This is a genomic window from Streptomyces paradoxus, from assembly GCF_014202475.1.
Lineage (GTDB): Bacteria > Actinomycetota > Actinomycetes > Streptomycetales > Streptomycetaceae > Streptomyces > Streptomyces paradoxus.
The window spans coordinates 1,008,994-1,029,720 of record NZ_JACHGV010000002.1 but is presented as its reverse complement, the minus strand read 5'-3'; the positions used below and the strand labels follow the sequence as shown (position 1 = coordinate 1,029,720).

The following is a 20,727-nucleotide window of genomic DNA, read 5'->3' as shown; positions in this document are numbered from 1 at the left end:
CTTAGGGCGATTCGAGGCGAGGGCTTACCGAACCCGGCTAAGGCTTGGGGGCGTGACTGTGAACGTAACCGGGAAGCGAGTGGCCGCCCCCGCCCTCCCGGTCAAGCGCGTCGTCCTCGAAGCGGTGAACTTCGCGCTGGTCGGCGGCAGCGGCGTCGCCGTGAACTTCCTGGTGTTCAACGTGCTGCTGCACGCACTGCACCGGGACGCCATGGTGGCGACCGTCCTGGCCAGCCTGGTCGCCATGGGGACCAACTATCTCGGTTTCCGGTACGTCGCCTATCGCGACCGCGCGTCCCGAACCCGGCGTCAGATCGCGCTGTTCTTCGTCTTCAGCGCCATCGGCGTCGCCCTGGAGAGCGGGCTGTTCTACGCGGGGTATCGCGGCCTCGGCCTGGACGGGCCGCTGGAATCCAACGCGGTCAAGGCGCTGTCCATCGTGCTGGCCTCGGCCTTCCGCTTCCTCGTCTACCGGACCTGGGTGTTCCCGTACGGTGCGCGCCGCGCCCAGGGCGGCGACGGGGCGCGGGTCCTACTTCAGCGCGCTCGCCACCAGCCGGGCCGCTGACTTCACCCTCGGGCGGGCCATCCTGCGGACCGTGGGGCGGATCAGCTTCGCCGTGACTCCCACCGGTTCCCAGCGGACCTGGAGGCGGCCCGGGCCGTGGCCCTCCGGTTCCACCGTCAAGTGGTGGGACGGGATGCGCGTCGTCAGCGTCGGGAAGGCCAGGGGTGCCAGCAGCAGGCCCGTGTGGGACAGGCCCTGGTGCTGGAGGCGCAGCAACGGGTGGCGGATTCCCGCGAAGCCCTGGAGGGGGAGCGACGCCGCCCCGAGGTCGAGGTGGGCGTTGCCCTCGAAGATGCCGGGGCGGACGGGGGAGAGGCGGAAGTGGACATGGAGCCGGCGGCCGCCCGGGGCGATGAGGAGCGTCGCGCGCTGAGGGCCGACGGGGAGGCGCAGCGCCGGGTCGTACGTGCGGATCGTGAGGTCGACCGAAGCGCCCGGGCCTCGGGTGATCTCCTTGATCTCGTGGCGGAACTGGGCGCTCGGGAAGGGGCGCGTCTCCAGCTCCAGGTCGGAGATGTCCAGTTCGCGGCGGGACCACTCCGACTCGGGGACCCGGTCCCCCCAGTAGGTGCGGCCGCCCGCGTCGGCTGCCACTCGCCTCGGCGCCACCCCGTGCCCCAGGCCCCGGGCCGCCAGCCGGGCCTCCGGCAGACGCCGGTCGCGAATCAGCTGGATGACGACCCGTTCGGCGCGCGGGAGCCGGGCGAACGCGCCCGGCGTGAGCGTGTCCAGGTAGGGGGTGACGAGGTCGGCGAAGGACGTCAGCCAGGCGTCGTCCCGGTAGGGCAGGTCACCTGCGTACATCCGGAAGTCGTGCTTGAGGAACTTGTGGTCCTTGTCCTCGCGCAGCGACTCGTGCCCGCTCTCGGCCAGGAACGCGTCGATCAGGTGCTGGACATGGACCCGGTCCCGGACGTTGGCGAGCTTGTGCCGCTGGTTGGATATCGAGGCGGCCTCGGAGGCCGCGAAGGGCGCCACGTACCAGCGGTAGACCGGCTCCGGGATGATCGTGAAGCTCTTGGCCAGGCAGTAGGCCTGCGCAGAGAACAGCTGGTCCTCGTAGTGGATGCCCTCGGGGAAGCGCAGGTCGTGCCGGTCGAGGAAGGCGCGGGCGTACATCTTGCTGGTGGCCAGGTGCTCGAAGAGCAGGCGCGGGTCGGCCTCGATTCCGTCGAGGGCCCGGCGCTCGGCGACCAGGTGCGGCATCCACGTGGAGCGGCGCCCGTTGTCCACCCGGACCCGCTGCACCGCGCCCATCGCGAAGTCGATCTCGCGTTCGCGGTGCGCGGCGAGCAGCAGTTCGACGGCGTTGCCGGGGAGTTCGTCGTCGCTGTCGAGGAACATCAGGAATGGCGCCCGCGCGATCTCCAGCGCCCGGTTGCGCGGGACGCTGCAACCGCCGCTGTTCCGCTCCAGGCGGAGGTGACGGATGCGGGGGTCCTCGGCCGCGAGCCGCTGGGCCACCGCCGGCGTCGCATCGGTGGAGTGGTCGTCGCTGATGATGATCTCGAGGTTCGCGTGGGTCTGGCGGCGGACCGATTCGACCGCGCGGGGGAGACGTTCGGCGTCGTTGTAGACGATGACCGTCACGGTGACGTCGGGGGTGCTCATGCGGTCGCCTCCTGCGGGGTCGGGGCCGGCGTGCGTTCCTCGATCGGCAGCACGGGCGGCAGGTCCCGTTCGTCCTGGCCGAGGAAGACCCGGCGGACGACGCGTTCGGCGGCGCGCCCGTCGTCGTACTCGCAGAACCGGCGCCGGAAGACGGCCCTGGTCTTCGCGGCGCTCTCGTCGCGCCACGCGTCGGTGGTGAGGATCTCGGTCAGCTCCTGCTGGGTGCGGGCGACCGGGCCCGGGGCCTCCGCCATCAGGTCGAAGTAGACGCCCCGGGTGGTGCGGTACGTCTCCCAGTCGTCGGCGTGGATCACGATCGGCCGGTCGAGGTTGGCGTAGTCGAACATGATCGAGGAGTAGTCCGTGACCAGGGCGTCCGCGGCCAGGCACAGCTCCTCGACCGGGTCGTAGGAGGAGACGTCGATGATCCGGCCGGTGCGGCGCAGGTTGGTGAGCGGGGAGGCGGCGCCGCCGTAGAAGTAGTGGCCGCGCACGAGCAGGACCGTGTCCTCGCCCAGGCGGTCGGCGAGGGTGGCGAGGTCCAGGCGCGGGGTCCAGCCGGCCTCGTAGTCGCGGTGGGTGGGCGCATAGAGGACGGCACGGCGGCCCGGGGCGATGCCGAGGCGGTCGCGGACCGCGCGGATGTCGTCGGCGCCGGCCGTGTAGTAGACGTCGTTGCGCGGATAGCCGTGGTCCAGGGAGACGTAGCGCGAGGGGTAGGCCCGTTCCCACATACGGGTGGTGTGGCTGTTGGCCGAGACGCTGAAGTCCCACTTGTCGATGCGCTCCAGCAGCGCCTTGAAGTCCAGGCCCTGGGCGGCGGCCGGGTACGCCATCTGGTCGAGGCCCATGCGCTTCAGGGGTGTGCCGTGGTGGGTCTGGACGTGGATCGCGTCCGGGCGTTTGACCACCGCGTTCGCGAAGTTGACGTTGTTGACGAGGTACTTGGCACTTGCCAGCACCTCCCAGTAGCGGCGGCTGCCGGGCACGACGTGGTCGGTGCCGGGCGGCAGCAGGGCCGCGTTCTCCTCGGTGACCACCCACACCGCGTGGATCTGCGGGGCCAGTTCGGCGAGCTTGGCGGCGATCGCGGCGGGGTTGCAGGCGACGCCGCGGTTCCAGTACGCCGCGAACACCGCGAGGTGCGGATTGACGGGACGGCCGAGCGCCCTGCGGTACTGGTGGTCGCGGAGTTTGGCGCCCACCAGGCGCTTACGGGCCCGTACGACCGCCTTGGCGCTGCGGCGGGTGCGGTTGACGGCCTGGAACGCCCGGTACTTGGCGTAGGCACCCTCCTCCAGCAGGGAGCGGCGGACGCCTTCGAGCCCGGCCGGGCGGCGGTGGCCCTCGGGGCGGCGGCGCAGGGCGGCCAGGGACGCCCGGCGGAAGAACTCCCGAGCGACCTCCTCCTCCATGCCGCCGCGCGCGAAGGTGCGCAGGCAGTCGCGGACCATGAGGTCGTAGAGCACGGTGTGCGCGGCGCGCCGGTCGCGGGTGAGGTCGAGGAGGGACTCGTAGCGCTCGACGAGGCCGTAGCGCTGCTCGGGCGTGACCGGGGGCAGGCTCGCGGGGCGCAGCCGGCGGTCCTCGTAGGCGACGTGCGGCAGGCAGGCGACGCGGTCGGCGAGCAGCAGGGCGGCCAGGGCGGCGTACGGCTCGTCGTCGGTGGTCAGCCGGTGCTCGTGCGCCCGCCAGAAGTCCGCGCGCAGGACGCGGGTGCCGAGCAGCGGGGTCAGCCGCAGCAGGGGCGAGCAGTCGTCGAGGGGGACGTCGGCGCGGCCCGCCCGGGCGAGGAGCGGGCCGTCCGGGGAGGGCAGGCCGGAGGTGTGCCAGGTGCTGCGGACGTGGTCCAGCAGCAGGACGTCGACCTCGCCGGGGAGCTCGGCCACCCGCTCGGCGACCGTGCGCGGGGTGCCGGCGGGCAGGCCGTCCTTGGCGTGGACGAAGTGCAGCCAGCGGCCGGAGGCCCGGGCCGCGCCCGCCGCCCGGGCCGCCGCGTCTCCCGTGCCGTCCGGCAGCGGCACGACCTGGACCTCCGGTGCGTGCCGCTCGGCGGTCTCCCGGGCCCAGTCGCCCACCGCGGCCACGATCACCTCGGCGTCCGGCAGCGGGTGGGCGGCGAGGGAGTCGAGGAGTTCCGTCAGATGGTCCTGAACGTTCGGCCCGTGGACGACGACGCTGAGCTCGGCCATCACGGGGACCCCCTCTCGCAGCTGCACGGTATGCGGTCATGCTGCCATCAATGAGACAAAAGGGCCGACCGAGTGCGCCTCACGAGGGAACGGCGGCCTTCGCCTTGGGCTTGTCCGCCTTGTCTCCGGTGAACGCCTCGTACTCCTTGAGGACGTCCTCCGTCGGCCCGTCCATGCGCAGCTCCCCGCGCTCCAGCCACAGCACCCGGTCGCAGGTGTCACGGATCGACTTGTTGTTGTGGCTGACCAGGAACACCGTGCCCGCGTGCTTGCGCAGCTCGCGGATGCGCTCCTCGGAGCGCTTCTGGAAGGACCGGTCGCCGGTGGCCAGCGCCTCGTCGATCAGCAGGACGTCGTGGTCCTTGGCGGCGGCGATGGAGAACCGCAGCCGCGCGGCCATGCCGGAGGAGTACGTCCGCATCGGCAGCGTGATGAAGTCGCCCTTCTCGTTGATGCCCGAGAAGTCGACGATCTCCTGGTAACGGTCCTTGACCTGCTCGCGGGACATGCCCATGGCCAGGCCGCCGAGGTGCACGTTGCGCTCGCCGGTCAGGTCGTTCATCAGGGCGGCGTTGACGCCGAGCAGGGAGGGCTGGCCGTCGGTGTAGATACGGCCGTTCTCCACGGGCAGGAGCCCGGCGACGGCCTTCAGCAGGGTCGACTTGCCGGAGCCGTTGGTGCCGATCAGGCCGATCGCCTCGCCCCGGTAGGCGACGAAGGACACGTTCTTCACGGCGTGCACCCGGCGCACGCCCGAGGCCTTCTCGGCCTGCTTGCGGCGCACGATGCGGTTGAGGGCGGCGGTCGCTGAGCCGCGTCCGGCGCCGGTGCCGTTGACGCGGTAGACGATGTCGACGCCGTCGGCGACGACGGTGGGGATCTTCTCGTTCGGGTGCTCAGCCACGGCCGTACGTCTCCTCAGCCTTCCAGAAGTAGATGAAGCCGCCGACGCCTGCGAGCAGGGCCCAGCCGGCGGCGATCGCCCACACGTGGGCGGGCAGCTGGCTCGCGTGGAAGCTGTCGATCAGGGCGAAGCGCATCAGGTCGATGTAGACGGCGGCCGGGTTGGCCGCCAGCGCGATCTTCACCGCGTGGGGCAGGCTGTCGTTCTGCGCCAGCTTGTCGATGCTCCACATGACGCCCGAGACGTACATCCAGGTGCGCAGCACGAACGGCATCAGCTGGGCGATGTCGGGGGTCTTGGCACCCATCCGGGCCATGACCATGGAGACGCCCGCGTTGAACGTGAACTGCAGGAACAGCGCCGGGAGCGCCAGCAGCCAGGACACGCCGACCGGCACGCCGAAGCAGAGCAGGATGACGACCAGGGCGCCCATCGAGAACATCAGCTGCTGGAGCTGCTGGAGGCAGAAGGAGATCGGCAGCGCGGCGCGCGGGAAGTGCAGGGCGCGCACCAGGCCGAGGTTGCCGGAGATGGCGCGGGTGCCCGCCATGATCGAGCTCTGCGTGAACGTCCAGATGAACACGCCCGTGACCAGGAACGGGATGTAGTCGGGCACGCCGTGCTTGGTGCCGAGCAGCACGCCGAAGATGAAGTAGTAGACCGCCGCGTTCAGCAGCGGGGTCATCACCTGCCAGACCTGGCCGAGCTTCGCCTGGCTGTACTGGGCGGTGAGCTTGGCGGTGGCGAACGCCGTGATGAAGTGGCGGCGGGCCCACAGCTGCCGGACGTACTCGGGCAGCGAGGGCCGGGCGCCGCTGACCGAGAGGCCGTGGCGGGCGGCGAGGGCCGCGAGGTCGTCGTCGGCCGGGGCCGGGGTCTGGGGCGGTGTGTGGAGGACCGTACTCACATCCGCTGCTTTCGCTCGGGGGGTGTGGGACCTGGGGTGAAGAGCGAGGAGGAGCTGGTTCTTACCGGACTCTTCACGACTTCTTACGTCGGGACGGGACCGTATCGTCGTAACGGGAGCGTACGACGGTCATGCGTCGGAACGCAACCGTTTCGTCGTGACGCCCTATGCTGTCGGCATGACGACGAAGCCCGACGAGCCCCAGCAGCCCCCGCGCCGCCGGGCCCCCGCGGGGGCGGCCGTACTGCGGGAAGACGTGACGGAAGCGATCCGGGCGGCCGTCTTCGAGGAGCTCGCCACCGTCGGCTACGCGCGGATGTCCATCGAGGGCATCGCGCGTCGGGCCGGGGTCGGGAAGACGGCGGTGTACCGCCGCTGGCGCTCGAAACTGCACCTGGTCCTCGACATCGTCTCGGCGCTCGCCGTGCAAGGCCTGCCCGCGCCGGACACCGGCTCCCTGGAGGGCGACCTGCGGCTCCTCTACGAGGTGACGTCCCGCGCCCTGCGCCACCCGGTCGCGTCGCAGATCATCCCCGACCTCCAGGCCGAGGCGGCCCGCAACCCCGACATCGCCGAGGCCCTGCAGAAAGCCCTGCGCGAGGGGCAGGACGGCGTCGCCACCGGCATCGTGACGGCGGCGGAACGCCGCGGCGAACTGCGCGAGGGGATCGACCACGACCTCGCGCTCGACCTGATCTCCGGCCCGCTCTACTGGCGCTCGGTGGTCATCCGCAGCCCGAAGCTGCCGAAGGGGTACCTCGGCGCGCTGGCCCGGGCCACGTCGGAGGGGCTCAAGGCGATGTAGGCCGGCCCGTCCAGCAGCAGTGAGCCCCGGCACACGCGCCGGGGCTCGTCCTGGTGCCGGGGCGGATCAGCCCCGTCCCGCCTCCGGATGCAGCCGCAGCCACCCCTCCCATGCCGACGTGATCATGTCCCGCACGTCGAGCCGGGCCTTCCAGCCCAGTTCCGCGGCGGCGCGGTCGGCGGAGGCCACGACCCGGGCCGGGTCGCCCGGGCGGCGGGGGGTGACGGCGGGCGGGCGGTCATAGCCGGTGACCGCGTTGATGCGGTCGATCATCTCCCGGACGGAGACGCCCTCGCCGCGGCCGATGTTGAGCGTGAGGTCGCGGCCGGGGGAGGAGCGCAGGGCCCGGGCCGCCGCGACATGGGCCTCGGCCAGGTCGACCACGTGGATGTAGTCGCGCACGCAGGTACCGTCCGGGGTCGGATAGTCGTCACCGAAGACGCGCGGCGGCGCGTCCTCGGTGAGCTTCTCGAAGACCATCGGCACGAGGTTGAACACCCCGGTGTCCGCGAGCTCCGGGCCCGCCGCCCCCGCCACGTTGAAGTAGCGCAGGCACGCGGTCGACAGCCCGGTCGCCCGGCCGGTCGCGCGCACCAGCCACTCACCGGCCAGCTTGGTCTCGCCGTACGGCGACATGGGCAGGCACGGCGTCTCCTCCGTGACCAGGTCCACGTCCGGCATGCCGTACACCGCCGCCGACGAGGAGAAGACGAAGGACGGCACCTTCGCCGCCGTCACCGCGTCCAGCAGGACCCGCAGGCCCTCGACGTTCTCCCGGTAGTAGTGCAGCGGCCGTTCCACCGACTCGGCCACCTGCTTCTTCGCCGCCAGGTGCACGACGCCGGTGACCTCGTGGTCCGCGAGGCTGCGGGCGAGCCGCTCGGCGTCCAGGGTCGAGCCCACCACCAGCGGCACCCCGTCCGGCACCCGCTCGGCGATGCCGGTGGACAGGTCGTCGTACACGACCGCCTGTTCGCCCGCCGCGGTCATCGCCCGTACGACGTGCGCGCCGATGTAGCCGGCGCCGCCGGTGATCAACCAGGTCATGTGCGGCCGTCCCCTCGTCTGTTGGCCCGTGGTGGTGGTGCGGTGCGCTGCTCCGTCGTGGTCCGGTGCTCTCAGGGGTCCTTCCACTATGCCCGTCCGGGTCGGACGCTCATGGTGAAAGGACCCCTCAGTGAACCAGGCGGCGCAGCCGTGCGCGGGCGACCGACAGCACACCGCGTACGCCGGGGGCCACCCGCAGCGCCAGCGCGCCGGAGTGCGTGACGTACGGCTGTACGAGTACCACGCCGTGCCGGGCGCTCGGGACGGCGCTGCGGCGCAGCAGGCCGGGGCCCATGAGCGCGTGCGCCGAGACGTCACGGCTCACGCCGTCGCGAAAGCGGACACGAAGGCGCAGGTCCCAGGTGCCCACGCCGAGCGCGGCCAGCGCGGCGAGGTCGACAGCCGCCTCCGCCGACCAGGCGCCGTCGCGGACGGGGCCGGTGGTCCCGGCGGGCTCGGAGCCGCTCTCGCACGGTGTGAGTGGCATGGCCGTGTCCCCGGCCACCACGTCCCCGTCGTCCCGGTGCAGCCACTCCACCTCCACCGTCTCCGGCCCGGCCTGCGCCACCCGCCCGTACAGCTCGTGCAGGCGCAGCCGCAGCCGGGTGCCGCGCACGCCCGGCCGCAGCTCCGCGTCGACGGCCAGGGGCAGCGCACGCACCGGCCGGGCCCGCAGCGGCTCCAGGGAGACCGGGACGGCGTCCGACCAGACCGGCGTGCCGTCCGCGGCGCGGGCGTACGGCGGGCACAGGCGGGCCGGGCGGGCCGCGAGCTCCCGCAGCCGGGACAGGTCGCGCGGCTCCGGGGAGGCCAGCACGACCTGCCCGGCCAGCCGGCCGGGAGCGGCCGGGTTGCGCGCCCAGTCGTCGGCGTCGTACTCCGCGAGGTACGCCCGCGTGAGCTCCCACCATGCCCGCCGGTAGGCGGCGTCGCGCAACCCCAGTTCGCGCAGGTACATCCGCAGGTCGTGGTCGAGGAACTTGGCGCGCACGGCCCGCGCGAGTTCCTTCTGCCCGGCGCCCAGCAGCACCTCGTACGCCTGTCGGCAGGCCTCCGTACGGGCCCTCCAGTTCTCGACGCCGGACCGGTCCAGGGAGATCGACAGCCGCCCGGCCGACCTGCGCACGTGCCAGACGTACACCCGGTCCGGGACCAGGGCGATGCGCGGAGCCGCGGCCAGGACGCGCGCGGTGAAGACGACGTCCTCGTACGGGAAACGGCCCTCGGGGAAGCGGATGCCGTGCGCCCGCAGGAAGCCGGTGCGGTAGAGCTTGTTGACGCAGAGCGTGTCGTGGACCAGGCGCGGTCGCCGGGCGGGGTGCGGCACCACGGCGTGCGATGCGTAGAGGGGCGCCTGCCAGGGGATCTCGCGCCCCGACGGCAGCTCGCGGCGTACGCACAGGCCGCCCGCGACCTCGGCGTGCGCACCCTCGGCCGCTGTGAGCAACGCCCCGGCCGCGCCGGGCGGCAGGACGTCGTCGCTGTCCAGGAACATCACGTACGGCGAAGTCACCGCGTCGAGCCCGGTGTTGCGCGGGGTGCCGCAGCCGCCGCTGTTGGCCCGGCGGCGGATCACCCTCAGGCGGGGCTCCGACACGGCGAGCCGGTCGAGCAGGCCGGCGCTGCCGTCCGTCGAGCAGTCGTCGACGGCCACCACCTCGCGCACGGCCGGTCCCTGGGCGAGCGCCGACCGCACGGCGTCCGTCACATGCGCGGCGTCGTCGTAACCGATCACCACGACGGCGACTCCGGCGGACGGCGTCCGGGTGTCCCTCTCGGTCTCACTCTCGGCATTCATCACGGCGGATGGTAAGCCGGGCGAATGACATGAAAGTGATAACACACCATCAAACACTCATGAAGGCTCTTATTACGCACAAAATCGGGCCGTGAAGAGCGGACAGTCGAGGGGGAGCGGCCGGTTCGGCGGTGGGCCGGCGCCGGTGTCGGTGCCCATGGCGGTGATGCTCGCGACCGCGCTGTGGGGCCTGGACCGCGGCGGCATGTGGGGCGACGAGAGCGTCACCTTCCAGGTGGCGCAGCGCACGGTTCCGCAGATCTGGCGGCTGCTGCACGACGTGGACGCGGTGCACGGCCTGTACTACCTGTTCATGCACGTCGTCCTCGCCGTCCACCCGGGCGAGGTCGTGCTGCGCCTGCCGTCGGTGTGCGCGGCGACGGCCACCGCCGGCCTGGTCGCCGCCCTCGGCGTCCGGCTGGCCGGGCCCCGCGTCGGCCTGTGGGCCGGGGTCCTGTACGCGATCACGCCGATGACCGGCCACTACGCCCAGGAGGGCCGGTCGTACGCGCTCGTCGCCGCGGGTGTGGCGGGGGCGACGCTGCTGCTGCTGAGGGCGGTGGACGGGACGGGCGGCCGGGTCTGGTGGCCGTACGGGACGGTCCTCGCCCTGACCTGTGTGCTGCACGAGCTGGCGGTGCCGGTGCTGGGCGCGCACGCACTGACGCTGGCCCTGCTGCGGGTGCCGGGCAGGGTCTGGTCCGGATGGGGGCGTGCGGCGGGCGCGGTGGCGCTGCTTCTGCTGCCGCTGGTGTGGGTCTCGCAGGGGCAGTCCGGGCAGGTGGCGTGGCTGGTGTCGCCGGGGTGGGACCGGGTGGAGAGGCTGGCCCGCAACTTCTCTCCCGGTCCTGCGGGGCCGGTGTTCTGGGGGTCGCTGCTGCTGATGGCCGCGGGACTGCGCGAGCGGCGCACGGCTGCGGTCGCGCTTCCGCTGCTGCTGGTGCCGCCGGGGATCCTGATGACCGTGTCGCAGGTCCGGCCGCTCTATCACGACCGTTACGTGCTCTATGCGCTGGCGGGCGCGTCCCTGCTGGTCGCGGCCGGGGCCGGACGGGTGGCCGGAGCGCTGGGGCGGGTGCGGTTCGAGGGGCGGCGGATGCGGGCCGGGAGCCGCCGGGTGCGGTCGGCCGTGGGCGTCACCGGCGTTCTCGCCCTCACCGTCACCTTCCTCAGCCAGCTCCCCGTGCACCGCCAGGACCGGTCCGCCGCCCACCGCCCGGACAACCTCGCCGTGGTCTCGGCGCTCGCCGTCAGCCGGATGCGTCCCGGCGACCCGGTGCTGTTCGTGCCGTCGGTCGGCAGGCTCGCCGCGCTGGCCTACCCCAAGGGGTTCCGGCGCTCGCGGGACATCGCACTGCGGGAGTCCGCGCCCCGCTCCGCGACCCTGTGGGGACGGGAGGCGGCCCCCACGGAGCTGCGGCGGCGGCTCGCCTCGGTGGACCGCGTCTGGGTCGTCGCCGAGCGGTCCGCCCTGGACCCGCGCCGGAGCCCGCCCGACCCGGTCGAGCGCACCAAGCTCGCCGTCCTGGCCGAGGGGTTCACCGTCCGTGAGGAGCACGTCCGCGAGGAACGCGTCCGCGACGACGTGCTCCTGCGCCTCTACGTCCGGCGTCGGCCCGGAGACACCCCGCCCCGCGAACCGGCCGAGGGCCGTCCGCCCGGCGCGTCCGCCGACGCCCAGGGTCGCGCCCTAGTCCCCGGAGCGCCGCCCAGCGCGCCCCCTCGCGCCCTTGCTCTCGTTGCGCCCCCGGCATCTTCGCCCCGTCCTGGCCAGTGACATAGGGCCCGGTGCTGTTACGGCCGCTCGTCGGCGGGCGAGCCGCCCGGCGGATCCGCGAGTGCGGCCGCGTCCAGTGCGGTGGTGAGGTCGTCGAGGCGGGCGCGCAGGGCGCGGATCTCCTCGGGGCCGAAACCGGTCGAGGAGGCGATCCGGCGCGGCACCTGAAGGGCTCGCCCGCGCAGCGCGACGCCCTCCTCGGTCAGCCGCACCTCCACCGACCGCTCGTCGCGGGCGCTGCGCTCCCGCCGGACCAGACCGGCCGCCTCCAGCCGCTTCAGCAGCGGCGACAGCGTGCCGGAGTCGAGACGCAGGTGCTCGCCGAGCTTCTTCACGGGCAGCTCGTCGTGCTCCCACAGCACCAGCATCACCAGGTACTGCGGGTAGGTGAGCCCGAGGTCCTTGAGGATCCCGCGGTAGACCCCGTTGAAGGCGCGGGAGGCCGCGTGCAGGGAGAAGCAGATCTGCTGGTCCAGGCGGAGCCAGTCGTCGTCGGGCGTGTTCATGCCTCCAGGATAGCTCGCGCCCACCATTCAATTGCACACAACTCAATTGTGTGCTCTAATTCTGGGTGTCAGGCGGCCCGGAAGCGGGCCGCCGAACGATGACGTGAGAGGGAAGGTTTTCCATGGACGCGCTCTACACCGCTGTCGCCACCGCCACCCACGGCCGCGAGGGCCGGGCCGTCAGCTCCGACGGCGTGCTGGACCTCGCCCTGGGCATGCCGCAGGCACTGGGCGGCAACGGCCAGGGCACCAACCCCGAGCAGCTCTTCGCCGCCGGTTACGCCGCCTGCTTCGGCAGCGCCCTCGGCCTCGTCGGCCGCGCCGCCAAGGTCGACGTCAGCGACGCCGCCGTGACCGCCGAGGTCTCCATAGGCAAGCAGGGCGAGGGCTTCGGGCTCGCCGTCTCCCTCCGCGTGGAGCTGCCCGACAGCGTGGACGAGGCGACCGGCCGCAAGCTGGTCGAGCAGGCCCACCAGGTCTGCCCCTACTCCAACGCCACCCGCGGCAACATCGAGGTCGACATCGTCATCGAGTAGCCATCCGCACGTCACCCCCGACCCGCGCCAGCACCTCACCCGTCCTTCTGCTCCACGCCACCACCACGGCCTCCTCGGGCACCGGGTGCCAGCGCGTCAGCAGCAGCCAGCGCACGTGGTAGCGGCGGACGACGGCGGACCGCTCGGCGCGGGTCGAACCGGGGGCGAGGTAGGCGCGGACATCGGCCGCCCGGCGCTTCCGTTCCCGCTCGTCCAGGGCGGGGTCGGGCCAGATGGGCGCGGCGAGGTTCGGCCCGTACCCGGCGATGGCGTGACTGGCGAAGTACCCGTCGGTGATCACCACCTCCCCGAGCCCGATGTGCCGCGCCGCCCAGTCGTACGACGGCCAGCGTGTCGGCTGCGCGAACCCCACCGGGTCGACCGAGCGCGGCACCACCGCCCCCGCGTGCACGACGGCGAACCCGGCGCACACCCCGGCCACCGCCGCCCCGCCCAGCACCCGCCTGGCCCGGTGCCAGGGCCGGGGCGCCGCCAGCTCCACCGCCAGGGCGAACTGCAGCGGCACCAGCACCGCCCACAGCGCGCGGGCGTACGTGTAGTGCCCGCTCACCCAGCCGTACGCCACCAGCAGGCACTCCAGCAGGAACATCAGCACCAGCGGATCACGCACCGACCGGCGCGCCCGCACCCACAGCGCGGGCAGCCCGAGCAGCGCCAGCCAGGAGTTGGCGAGCATCCTCTCGTACAGCTGCCGGTGCATCGCGTCCATGCCGGTGTCGCCCACCAGCGTCAGGACGTCGTAGTACGGCCAGGTCAGGGCGACCGTCGCGCAAACCCCACCGCACAGCGCCCAGCGTGCCGCGACCGGCCGGCGCCAGCCGCGCTGCCGGGCCGCCACGATCGCCACCGCCCCGGTGAGCGCCGAGGCCGCCGTGACGGGATGGGTGAGCAGGACCAGCCCGTACAGCACGCCGATCCCCGCGTACCCCCACCAGCCGCCGAGCCCGCTCGGGCCGACGAACCGCACGGCCGGGGCGTCGTCCCGCGCGCGGGTGCCCGTCCAGGCCCACGCCCAGAACGTCAGCCCGATGGCGAGCGCGGACGGGTAGCCCAGGTTCGTCGTCATCGGCATCAGACCGAGGTAGCCGCTCCACAGGATCCGCGCGGTCCCCCACAGCAGCGTCATGAACAGCAGGGCCCACACCGGCGCCCACGGGCGGGAGGTGAGGGTCCTGACGAAACGGCCCAGCCCCGTCAGCAGCACCAGCAGATGCACCGGCCCGGCGAGCTTCACGACCTCCCAGCCCGACAGCCCCGTCAGCCGCGCCAGAACGCCCTGGGCGACGGCGTACGGCCCGTAGTACGGGCTGCCCTCGCCCGGCAGGTCCGCCATGGTGTGGGCCGGATGGAGCAGGTCGGCCTTGAGGCGCTCGACGACCGCCGCGTGCTGTCCGGCGTCACAGCACAGCGGAACCCGCCAGTACGCCAGCGTCATCACCAGCCAGAACAGGGCGCCGTAGAACTGGTACGGGGTGAGCCTCCCGGCACGGCCGCCGCGCAGCGCCGTCGCACCGCGCACGGCCCGCCGGACCAGGACCGGGGCGCTCACAGGAGGGTGGAAGGGGTCTGGGGCATGCGCCGAATGTTCCCGCCCCCCGCATGCCCTGACCCCGGATCACTTCATCGGGTGAGGCCGCTGCGCCCACCTGCAGGTCGGTCGCACAGCGCCTGCTGCGCCGCCGCGGGCCAGCGCGCGAAGCGGAACCGCGTCCGCTCGACCGCTCCGGTGAGGTTCCGCCAGAACCGCTCGGCGGTGAGCGGTGCGCGCACCGACTCCCTCAGCTCGGCGAGATCGCCGCAGCCCAGCGCGGCCCGGGCCGCCTCCACCGCCTCCCGCGGCGCCCCGGCCCGCAGCAGGTCACGCGGCGGCGGATGCTTCACCGCCCACTCGGCGAAGACCCAGTGGTTGCGCAGGAACTTCTCGTGCCCGGGCCAGCTCCACCGCTCCAGCGCCAGGTGCGCGCCGATCGGGCTGGCCAGTCCCCAGGCGTCGTTGACGTAGGCGTCCAGCGGCGCCGCCGCCCCCGTCACGCCGAGGTGGCGGCCCACGATCACCACCTGGTACGGCGAGTCCGCACGCATCGGCGTCGCGTGCAGCCGCCGCCCGGCGTCGAAGTAGAGCAGCGTCGGCCCGGGTGCCCGCTCCGCCCGGGCCAGCATGGCGCGCCCCTCCGGCAGGGCGGGCCAGTTGTCCACCCAGGTGGCGGTGCGCACCGGGTTGTGGTCGCCGAGGCTCTCCACGTCGGAGCTGCGCACGTTGAACGACCCGGGCGTGCTGCGGACGTCGAACGGCGCCCGCAGCGGACTGACCGCCGCGCACAGCCAGACGACCAGCAGCACGCTCGCCACGCCCGTCACCCTGGTCGCCGGCACGACCAGCACCGGCAGGAGCAGCAGCAGAAGGGCGGGCAGGATCATGCGGGCGTGCATGTAGTCGCCGCCGACGCGGACGACGTACCCGGCGAGCAGCAGACCCGCCGCCGGCGGCGCCAGCAGCACCGCGAGCGGGGCCCGCCCCGGGACGCGGTCCCGCTGCTCCCGGCGGGTGCGCCGCACCAGCAGGACGGCCAGCGCCCCCAGCACCGGGACGACCGGCCACAGCCAGTACGGCCCGAGCGTCTCCTGCACGTACCCGGCGCCCCGGCTCCAGTCGCTGGCGCTCGCCTCCTTGGCGATGGCGGGCAGCGGCACCAGGACCCCGTAGTACCCCGCCCGGAAGACCTCGTACGCCAGTGGCACCGCCCCGGCCGAGGCCAGCACCGCCGCCGTGCCCCGCAGGGAGGGACGCAGCACCCACCACTGCGCGGCCAGGAAGCAGGCCGTGACGACCGCGAGGTCGGGCCGGACCAGCGCACCCAGCCCGAACACGAAGGCGGCCGTGTACGCCGGCCGGGCCTCCTGACCGTGCCGGGTCCGCGTCAGCAGCCACCACGACAGGCCGGTCCAGAACGCGCCGAGGCCGCTTTCCAGACCCGAGGTCATGTACGACCAGAACGGCGGTACGGCCAGCAGCACGAACACACCGGCCGGGAGCAGCAGCCCCGCGCCCCGGTGCAGCCGGCACGTGGCGAGCAGGGCGAACGCGAACCCGGCGGTGCTCAGCACCAGGCCGAGCCCGACCGCGAGGAACGCCGGGTCCTCGCCGGTGACCCAGGTGGCGAGGGCGAGCAGCCACTGCCAGAGGGTGCCGGTCGAACTCTCCGCCCGCTCCCCGACGTTGAACACGGGCCCGTTGCCCGCCAGGATCTGCCGGACCGGGCGCAGGTAGATGAGCCCGTCGTCGCAGATCCAGCGGCGCCGGTAGCCCAGCACGAACAGGGCCGCGGTGGGCACGGCGACCAGGGCGGCGTGCCACCCGTGCACCGGCCGCAGCCGCTCGGCGACGGCGGCCGGCCGGGCCGAGGAGGCCCGCTGGCCGGGCAGGGACGGGACGGCCTCGGGGGTCGCGGGGGTTGTCATCTCTCGATCAGCGCCTCGGGTCGTGTGCGGGCCCCGTCGGTCCGGCGCGCCGCGGGCAGCAGCGCCCCGCCCCGCTCGCCGAGCATCAGCAGCCGGACGACCCGCTCGGCGGCCCGCCCGTCCTCGAACTCGCAGTACCGCTCCCGGAAACCGGAGCGCAGTCGCGCCGCCTCCGCGTCCTGCCAGGTGCCGGACGCGAACAGCCGGGCCAGCTCCCGGTACGAGCGCGACACATGGCCCGGCGCGTCGGCCGTGATGTCGAAGTAGGCGCCCCGGCTCGCCGCGAACGCCCCCCAGTCGTCGGCGTGCACGACGATCGGCCGGTCCAGCAGGGCGTAGTCGAACATCAGGGCCGAGTAGTCGGTGACCAGCACGTCAGAGGCGAGCATCACGTCCTCGACATGCGGCTCGTCGGTCGCGTCCACCAGCACGCCCCGCCGGTGCAGGTCGGCCAGGCCGAGGCCCCGCGCCACACCCGCGGCCAGCGACGGGTGCAGCCGGACGACCAGCGTGTGGCCGGGGCCCAGGTCCGCGGCGAACCGGGCCAGGTCGAACCGGTCGACATGGCCGCCCCGCCGGTAGTCGCGGCGGGTCGGCGCGTACAGCACGACCGTGTCACCGGCCGGGATCCCGAGCCGTTCGCGCACCGCCCGGCCCCGCTCCGGACCGGCTTTGACCAGTACGTCGTTGCGCGGGCTGCCGGTCCGCAGCGAGGTGAAGTGGCACGGGTACGCCCGCTCCCAGGCCCGTTCCGCGTGCCTTCCCGCGACCAGGCTGTAGTCCCAGCGGTCGGCGCGGCGCAGCATCTGCGGCACGTCGAAACCGTGCCGGGCACCCGGCTTGGTCAGCAGGTCGGCGCCCATGTACTTGAGCGGGGTGCCCTGGTGGGTGTGGAGGTGCACGCTGCCGGGCCGCTTGGCCAGGGTGCCCGGCCAGTTGACGTTGTTCACCCAGTACGTGGCCCGCGCCATGACCTCGTGGTAGCGCCGTGAACCCGGCGTCACATGGTCGATGCCGGGCGGCAGCGCGTCCACCGCGTCCTCCCGGACGACCCACACGCCCCGGATGTGCGGGGCGATCTCGCGCGCCTTCTCGTAGATCGCGGCCGGGTCACCGGTCACACCCCGGTGGTGGGTCGCCGCGTAGACGGCGAGACGCGGATCCAGCGGGCGCTTCGACTGGGCCCCGTACCAGCCCCGCAGGGCGGTCTCCGACGCCTTCTTCGCCACCCGCCGCCGCCCGCCCAGGGCGGCCGCGCGCAGGTCACGCAGCCCCCGTGCGGTCGCGTACGTCGCGTAGGGCGCCGAGGCGAGCAGCCGCATCTCGGCCCCGCGCCAGCCGTCCGGCCGCGGGAAGCCGCCCTCGGGGAGGTGACGGCGGTGGAAGGAGCGGATCTCGCGGTAGAAGTCGCCCCGGTCGGCCGGCCGGACCCGGTCCTCGCGGGCCAGCACGAACAGCATGTGGTCCAGTGCCCGCTCCAGCAGCAGCGGCCGCGCCCAGTCCAGGTCGGGGCGCTGCTCCAGGAACGCGAACAGGCCCTCGTACTGCGGGAAGATCTCGAAATGCCGGCGCCCGGGCGTCTTGGTGATCGCGCCCTGCCGGCGCTGCCGGTACTCCACGCCGATCCGGTCCAGGCAGGCGATGCGCTCGGCCAGCACCATCGACCGGTAGGTGACCGGCGCGTCCTCGTACAGCCCCGGCGCGTACTGGAGCCCGTGCTCCTGGAAGAAGGAGCGCCGGTAGGCCTTGTTCCAGGCGACCAGGAACAGGTTCAGGTACTGGGGGCTCTCCCGGATGCCGAAGGTCTCCAGGCCCGCCGCGGCCAGCAGGTCCGCCGCCTCGCTGCGTCCGCCGCGGCCCCACCAGTGGGTGCGCACATGGTCGAAGACCAGGATGTCGGGGTCACCGGTCGCCGCCAGGCGTGCGGCGACGGCGGCCAGCAGGCCCGGTGTGTAGTGGTCGTCGCTGTCCAGGAACAGGACGTAGTCGCCGGCCGCCTGCGCGAGACCGGCGTTGCGGGCCCGGCCCAGACCGACGTTCTCCGGCAGGTGCAGCACCCGCACCCGGGCGTCGCGGGCGGCGTACTCGTCGAGGATCGCGCCGCTGCCGTCGGGCGAGCGGTCGTCCACGGCGATCACCTCGAAGTCGCGGTGGGACTGGCCGAGCACCGAGTCGAGACACTCGCGCAGGAAGCCCTGCACCTTGTAGACGGGGACGATGATGCTGAAGCGGGGCACTTCTTCGGTCAGCTCCTCACGAGGGTGGCGGCGGGGGCCGGGACACGCTCCGCGAGCGGGACCACGGGCGGGATCGACTCGGGCGGCTCCCCGAGCAGCACCCGGCGCACGACCCGCTCGGCGGCACGCCCGTCGTCGAACTGGCAGAAGCGCTCCCGGAAAGCGGCCCGCAGGGCGGCGGCGGACTCGTCCGCCCAGGAGCCGTCGCGGAAGACGGCCGCCAGCTCCCCGGGAGTCCGGGCGACCCGGCCCGGCGGCAGCTCCATCAGGTCGAAGTAGACGCCCCGCGTCTCCCGGTAGACGTCCCAGTCGTCCGCGTACACGACGATCGGCCGGTCCAGGTTGGCGTAGTCGAACATGATCGACGAGTAGTCCGTGATCAGCGCGTCCGCGGCCAGGCACACGTCCTCCGAGGAGCGGTGCCCGGTGACGTCGATGATCCGGCCGCCGCCCCTGGACGAGCCCTGGTCGTAGAAGTAGTGGGCGCGCAGCAGCACCACGTAGTCGTCGCCGATCGTCTCGCAGAACTCCGCCAGGTCCAGGCCCGTCTCGAAGCCGGTGGCGTAGTCGCGGTGCGTGGGCGCGTAGAGCAGGGCCATCTTGCCGTCGGGGATGCCCAGTTCCTTGCGGACGCGGGCGACGTCCTCGGCGGACGCCGTGCAGTAGACGTCGTTGCGCGGATAGCCGTACTCCAGGGTCTCGTGCGTGCTGGGGAACGCCCGTTCCCACATCTCGGTGGAGTGCCGGTTGGAGGTGAGGTTGTAGTCCCAGCGGTCCACCCGGGCCAGCAGCCTGGCGATGCTGCCGGTCGCCGCGGCCACCACGGGGTAGGTCGCCTGGTCGGCGCCCATCGTCTTCAGCGGGGTGCCGTGCTGGGTCTGGAGGTGGACGCTGCCGGGGCGCTTGACCACGGCGTCCGCGAAGTTGGCGTTGTTGACGAGGTACTTGGCGCGGGCCAGCACCCGCCAGTACGTCGGGCTGCCGATCACCGCGTACTCGACGCCCGGCGGCACGCTTCCCACCGCGTCCGGCTCGACCAGGAACACCGAGCGGAGGTGCGGCGCGAGTTCGCGGGCCTTGGCGTGGATCGCGGCCGGGTTGCAGGCGTAGCCGCGGCCCCAGTACGCGCAGTACACGACGAGGTTCCGGTCCAGCGGCAGGCGCAGGGCCGCCGCGTACCGCAGCCGGGTGCGCAGCCCCCGCGGGCGGGGGAGCAGCGCGGCGGCCCGCAGCACTCCCCGGTTGACGGCGCGCAGGGTGCGGAACGCCGGGTACGACCCGCAGGCGAGCAGCCGGTGCTGGACGCCGAGGCTGCCGCCGGGCGTCCGGTAACCGTCGGGGCGGTGCCGCCGGTAAAGCGCGCTCGCCCGCCGGAAGAAGGCCCGGCGTCCGGACGTCAGCCGCCGTGGATGGGCGGCCGTCTTCAGTACGGCGGCGAAGAGCTGCTCGAACAGCGGCGACCGGCGGTCCGCCGGAAGCCCCTGCTCCACGGCCCGCGTCAGCACCAGCTCGGCCTGGTCCAGCAGCTCGGCGTGGTGCTCGCCGGGCAGGCCCAGCAGGTTGCCCTGCCGGCGCAGCAGATGCCGCACGACGACCGCCCGCAGGGCCGCCACCCGCTCCGCCCGCAGGGTGACCAGCCCGCCGAAACCGACATCGGTGTAGTGGTCACCGGGGAAGGCGAGGCCCTGTTCGGTGAGGAAGAGACGGCGGTAGGCCGCGCTCCACGCCGGGAGCGCCACGCCCGTCAGCCGCGGGGCCCGGCCGGGGGCGAAGGCCCCCTCCGGCGTCCTGGCCAGCAGGGGGGCGGCCAGGTTGGTCGGATCGCCCTCCCACCAGGGGGTGCGCTCGTGCTCGAAGTACAGGACGTCCACGTCGCCGGTCTCGCCCAGCCGGGCGTCCAGCGCCGCCAGCGCGCCCGGGACCAGGACGTCGTCGCCGTCGAGGAACAGCACATGGCCGCCGACCGCCGCCCGCAGCCCGGTGTTGCGCGCCCCGGCCAGTCCGTCCGACGGCGGCGAGTACACCGGCGTCACCCGGGAGTCCCGCTCGGCGTACCCGGTGACGACGTCCGCCGCCGGCGCGTCGGGCGCGTCGCACACCGGGATCAGCTCGAAGTCGCCGAACGACTGGGCGAGGACGGAGTCCAGCGCCTGGGACAGCCGGCCCGCGACCCCATGGGACGGGACGACGATGCTGAAGCGGGGCATTCTGCTCTTTCTGTCGAGGGCGGTCTGCACGAGGTGGTGGAGGCGGGCCGGCTCACACGGCGCGCGGGCGTCCCGGCCGCCCGGACGGGCGCCAGGAGGACGGCCGGCTGGGTGTCGGCCGCGACGGGCTGGAGGGCATGCGGACTCCCCGG

15 protein-coding genes are annotated in these 20,727 nt (G+C 73.4%); 4 read left to right on the top strand and 11 right to left on the bottom strand.

Annotated features, from left to right (window positions below):
* The first annotated feature begins 52 nt into the window (after positions 1 to 52).
* Entirely contained in the window at positions 53 to 568 is a 516-nt protein-coding gene (locus HNR57_RS09505) for a GtrA family protein (RefSeq protein WP_313673201.1), read from the top strand.
* Here HNR57_RS09505 and HNR57_RS09500 read toward each other — a convergent pair.
* The 4 genes from HNR57_RS09500 to HNR57_RS09485 form a co-directional block, all read right to left on the bottom strand.
* Positions 533 to 2,179 carry a glycosyltransferase family 2 protein gene (locus HNR57_RS09500; RefSeq protein WP_184558776.1) on the bottom strand — a complete coding sequence of 549 codons (1,647 nt, stop codon included), beginning with the start codon at positions 2,177 to 2,179 and terminating at the stop codon, positions 533 to 535. The genes HNR57_RS09505 and HNR57_RS09500 overlap by 36 nt on opposite strands.
* The gene (locus HNR57_RS09495; protein WP_184558774.1) at positions 2,176 to 4,371 is read right to left on the bottom strand and encodes a CDP-glycerol glycerophosphotransferase family protein; all 2,196 of its coding nucleotides are present in this window, start codon (positions 4,369 to 4,371) and stop codon (positions 2,176 to 2,178) included. Before HNR57_RS09495 ends, HNR57_RS09500 begins: the two co-directional genes overlap by 4 nt.
* Positions 4,372 to 4,450: 79 nt before the next feature.
* Complete coding sequence (locus tag HNR57_RS09490; RefSeq protein WP_184558772.1) at positions 4,451 to 5,275, bottom strand: ABC transporter ATP-binding protein; 825 nt, start codon at positions 5,273 to 5,275, stop codon at positions 4,451 to 4,453.
* On the bottom strand, positions 5,268 to 6,182 hold the full coding sequence (locus HNR57_RS09485) for an ABC transporter permease (protein ID WP_184558770.1): 915 nt from the start codon (positions 6,180 to 6,182) through the stop codon (positions 5,268 to 5,270). Before HNR57_RS09485 ends, HNR57_RS09490 begins: the two co-directional genes overlap by 8 nt.
* A gap of 178 nt (positions 6,183 to 6,360) precedes the next feature.
* Here HNR57_RS09485 and HNR57_RS09480 point away from each other — a divergent pair, with 178 nt between their 5' ends.
* Positions 6,361 to 6,987, top strand: a complete 627-nt coding sequence (locus tag HNR57_RS09480) for a TetR/AcrR family transcriptional regulator (RefSeq protein WP_184558768.1) — start codon at positions 6,361 to 6,363, stop codon at positions 6,985 to 6,987.
* Positions 6,988 to 7,053: 66 nt separating this feature from the next.
* Here HNR57_RS09480 and galE read toward each other — a convergent pair whose 3' ends face one another.
* Both galE and HNR57_RS09470 read right to left on the bottom strand, forming a co-directional pair.
* Complete coding sequence (galE, locus tag HNR57_RS09475) at positions 7,054 to 8,034, bottom strand: UDP-glucose 4-epimerase GalE (protein WP_184558766.1); 981 nt, start codon at positions 8,032 to 8,034, stop codon at positions 7,054 to 7,056.
* Positions 8,035 to 8,161: 127 nt separating this feature from the next.
* Positions 8,162 to 9,832, bottom strand: a complete 1,671-nt coding sequence (locus HNR57_RS09470) for a glycosyltransferase family 2 protein (protein WP_184558764.1) — start codon at positions 9,830 to 9,832, stop codon at positions 8,162 to 8,164.
* 157 nt (positions 9,833 to 9,989) lie between these two features.
* On the opposite strand from HNR57_RS09470, the gene HNR57_RS09465 reads away from it, so the two are divergent.
* Complete coding sequence (locus HNR57_RS09465) at positions 9,990 to 11,609, top strand: glycosyltransferase family 39 protein (RefSeq protein WP_221342339.1); 1,620 nt, start codon at positions 9,990 to 9,992, stop codon at positions 11,607 to 11,609.
* 17 nt (positions 11,610 to 11,626) lie between these two features.
* On the opposite strand, the gene HNR57_RS09460 is transcribed toward HNR57_RS09465, so the two are convergent.
* Complete coding sequence (locus HNR57_RS09460) at positions 11,627 to 12,142, bottom strand: MarR family winged helix-turn-helix transcriptional regulator (RefSeq protein ID WP_184558762.1); 516 nt, start codon at positions 12,140 to 12,142, stop codon at positions 11,627 to 11,629.
* 95 nt (positions 12,143 to 12,237) lie between these two features.
* Here HNR57_RS09460 and HNR57_RS09455 point away from each other — a divergent pair, with 95 nt between their 5' ends.
* Positions 12,238 to 12,651, top strand: coding sequence for an organic hydroperoxide resistance protein (locus HNR57_RS09455; RefSeq protein WP_184558760.1), 414 nt, complete (start codon positions 12,238 to 12,240; stop codon positions 12,649 to 12,651).
* On the opposite strand, the gene HNR57_RS09450 is transcribed toward HNR57_RS09455, so the two are convergent.
* The 4 genes from HNR57_RS09450 to HNR57_RS09435 form a co-directional block, all read right to left on the bottom strand.
* Positions 12,641 to 14,221 (bottom strand): hypothetical protein, encoded by a 1,581-nt coding sequence (locus HNR57_RS09450; RefSeq protein WP_184558758.1) that lies wholly within the window; start codon positions 14,219 to 14,221, stop codon positions 12,641 to 12,643. The two genes, HNR57_RS09455 and HNR57_RS09450, sit on opposite strands and share 11 nt — an antisense overlap.
* A 71-nt stretch (positions 14,222 to 14,292) precedes the next feature.
* On the bottom strand, positions 14,293 to 16,131 hold the full coding sequence (locus HNR57_RS09445; protein WP_184558757.1) for an arabinofuranosyltransferase AftB family protein: 1,839 nt from the start codon (positions 16,129 to 16,131) through the stop codon (positions 14,293 to 14,295).
* Entirely contained in the window at positions 16,128 to 18,368 is a 2,241-nt protein-coding gene (locus HNR57_RS09440) for a bifunctional glycosyltransferase/CDP-glycerol:glycerophosphate glycerophosphotransferase (RefSeq protein ID WP_184558755.1), read from the bottom strand. The genes HNR57_RS09445 and HNR57_RS09440 overlap by 4 nt, the downstream gene beginning before the upstream one ends.
* An 8-nt stretch (positions 18,369 to 18,376) precedes the next feature.
* Positions 18,377 to 20,575 (bottom strand): bifunctional glycosyltransferase/CDP-glycerol:glycerophosphate glycerophosphotransferase, encoded by a 2,199-nt coding sequence (locus HNR57_RS09435; protein ID WP_184558753.1) that lies wholly within the window; start codon positions 20,573 to 20,575, stop codon positions 18,377 to 18,379.
* Positions 20,576 to 20,727: the final 152 nt, after the last annotated feature.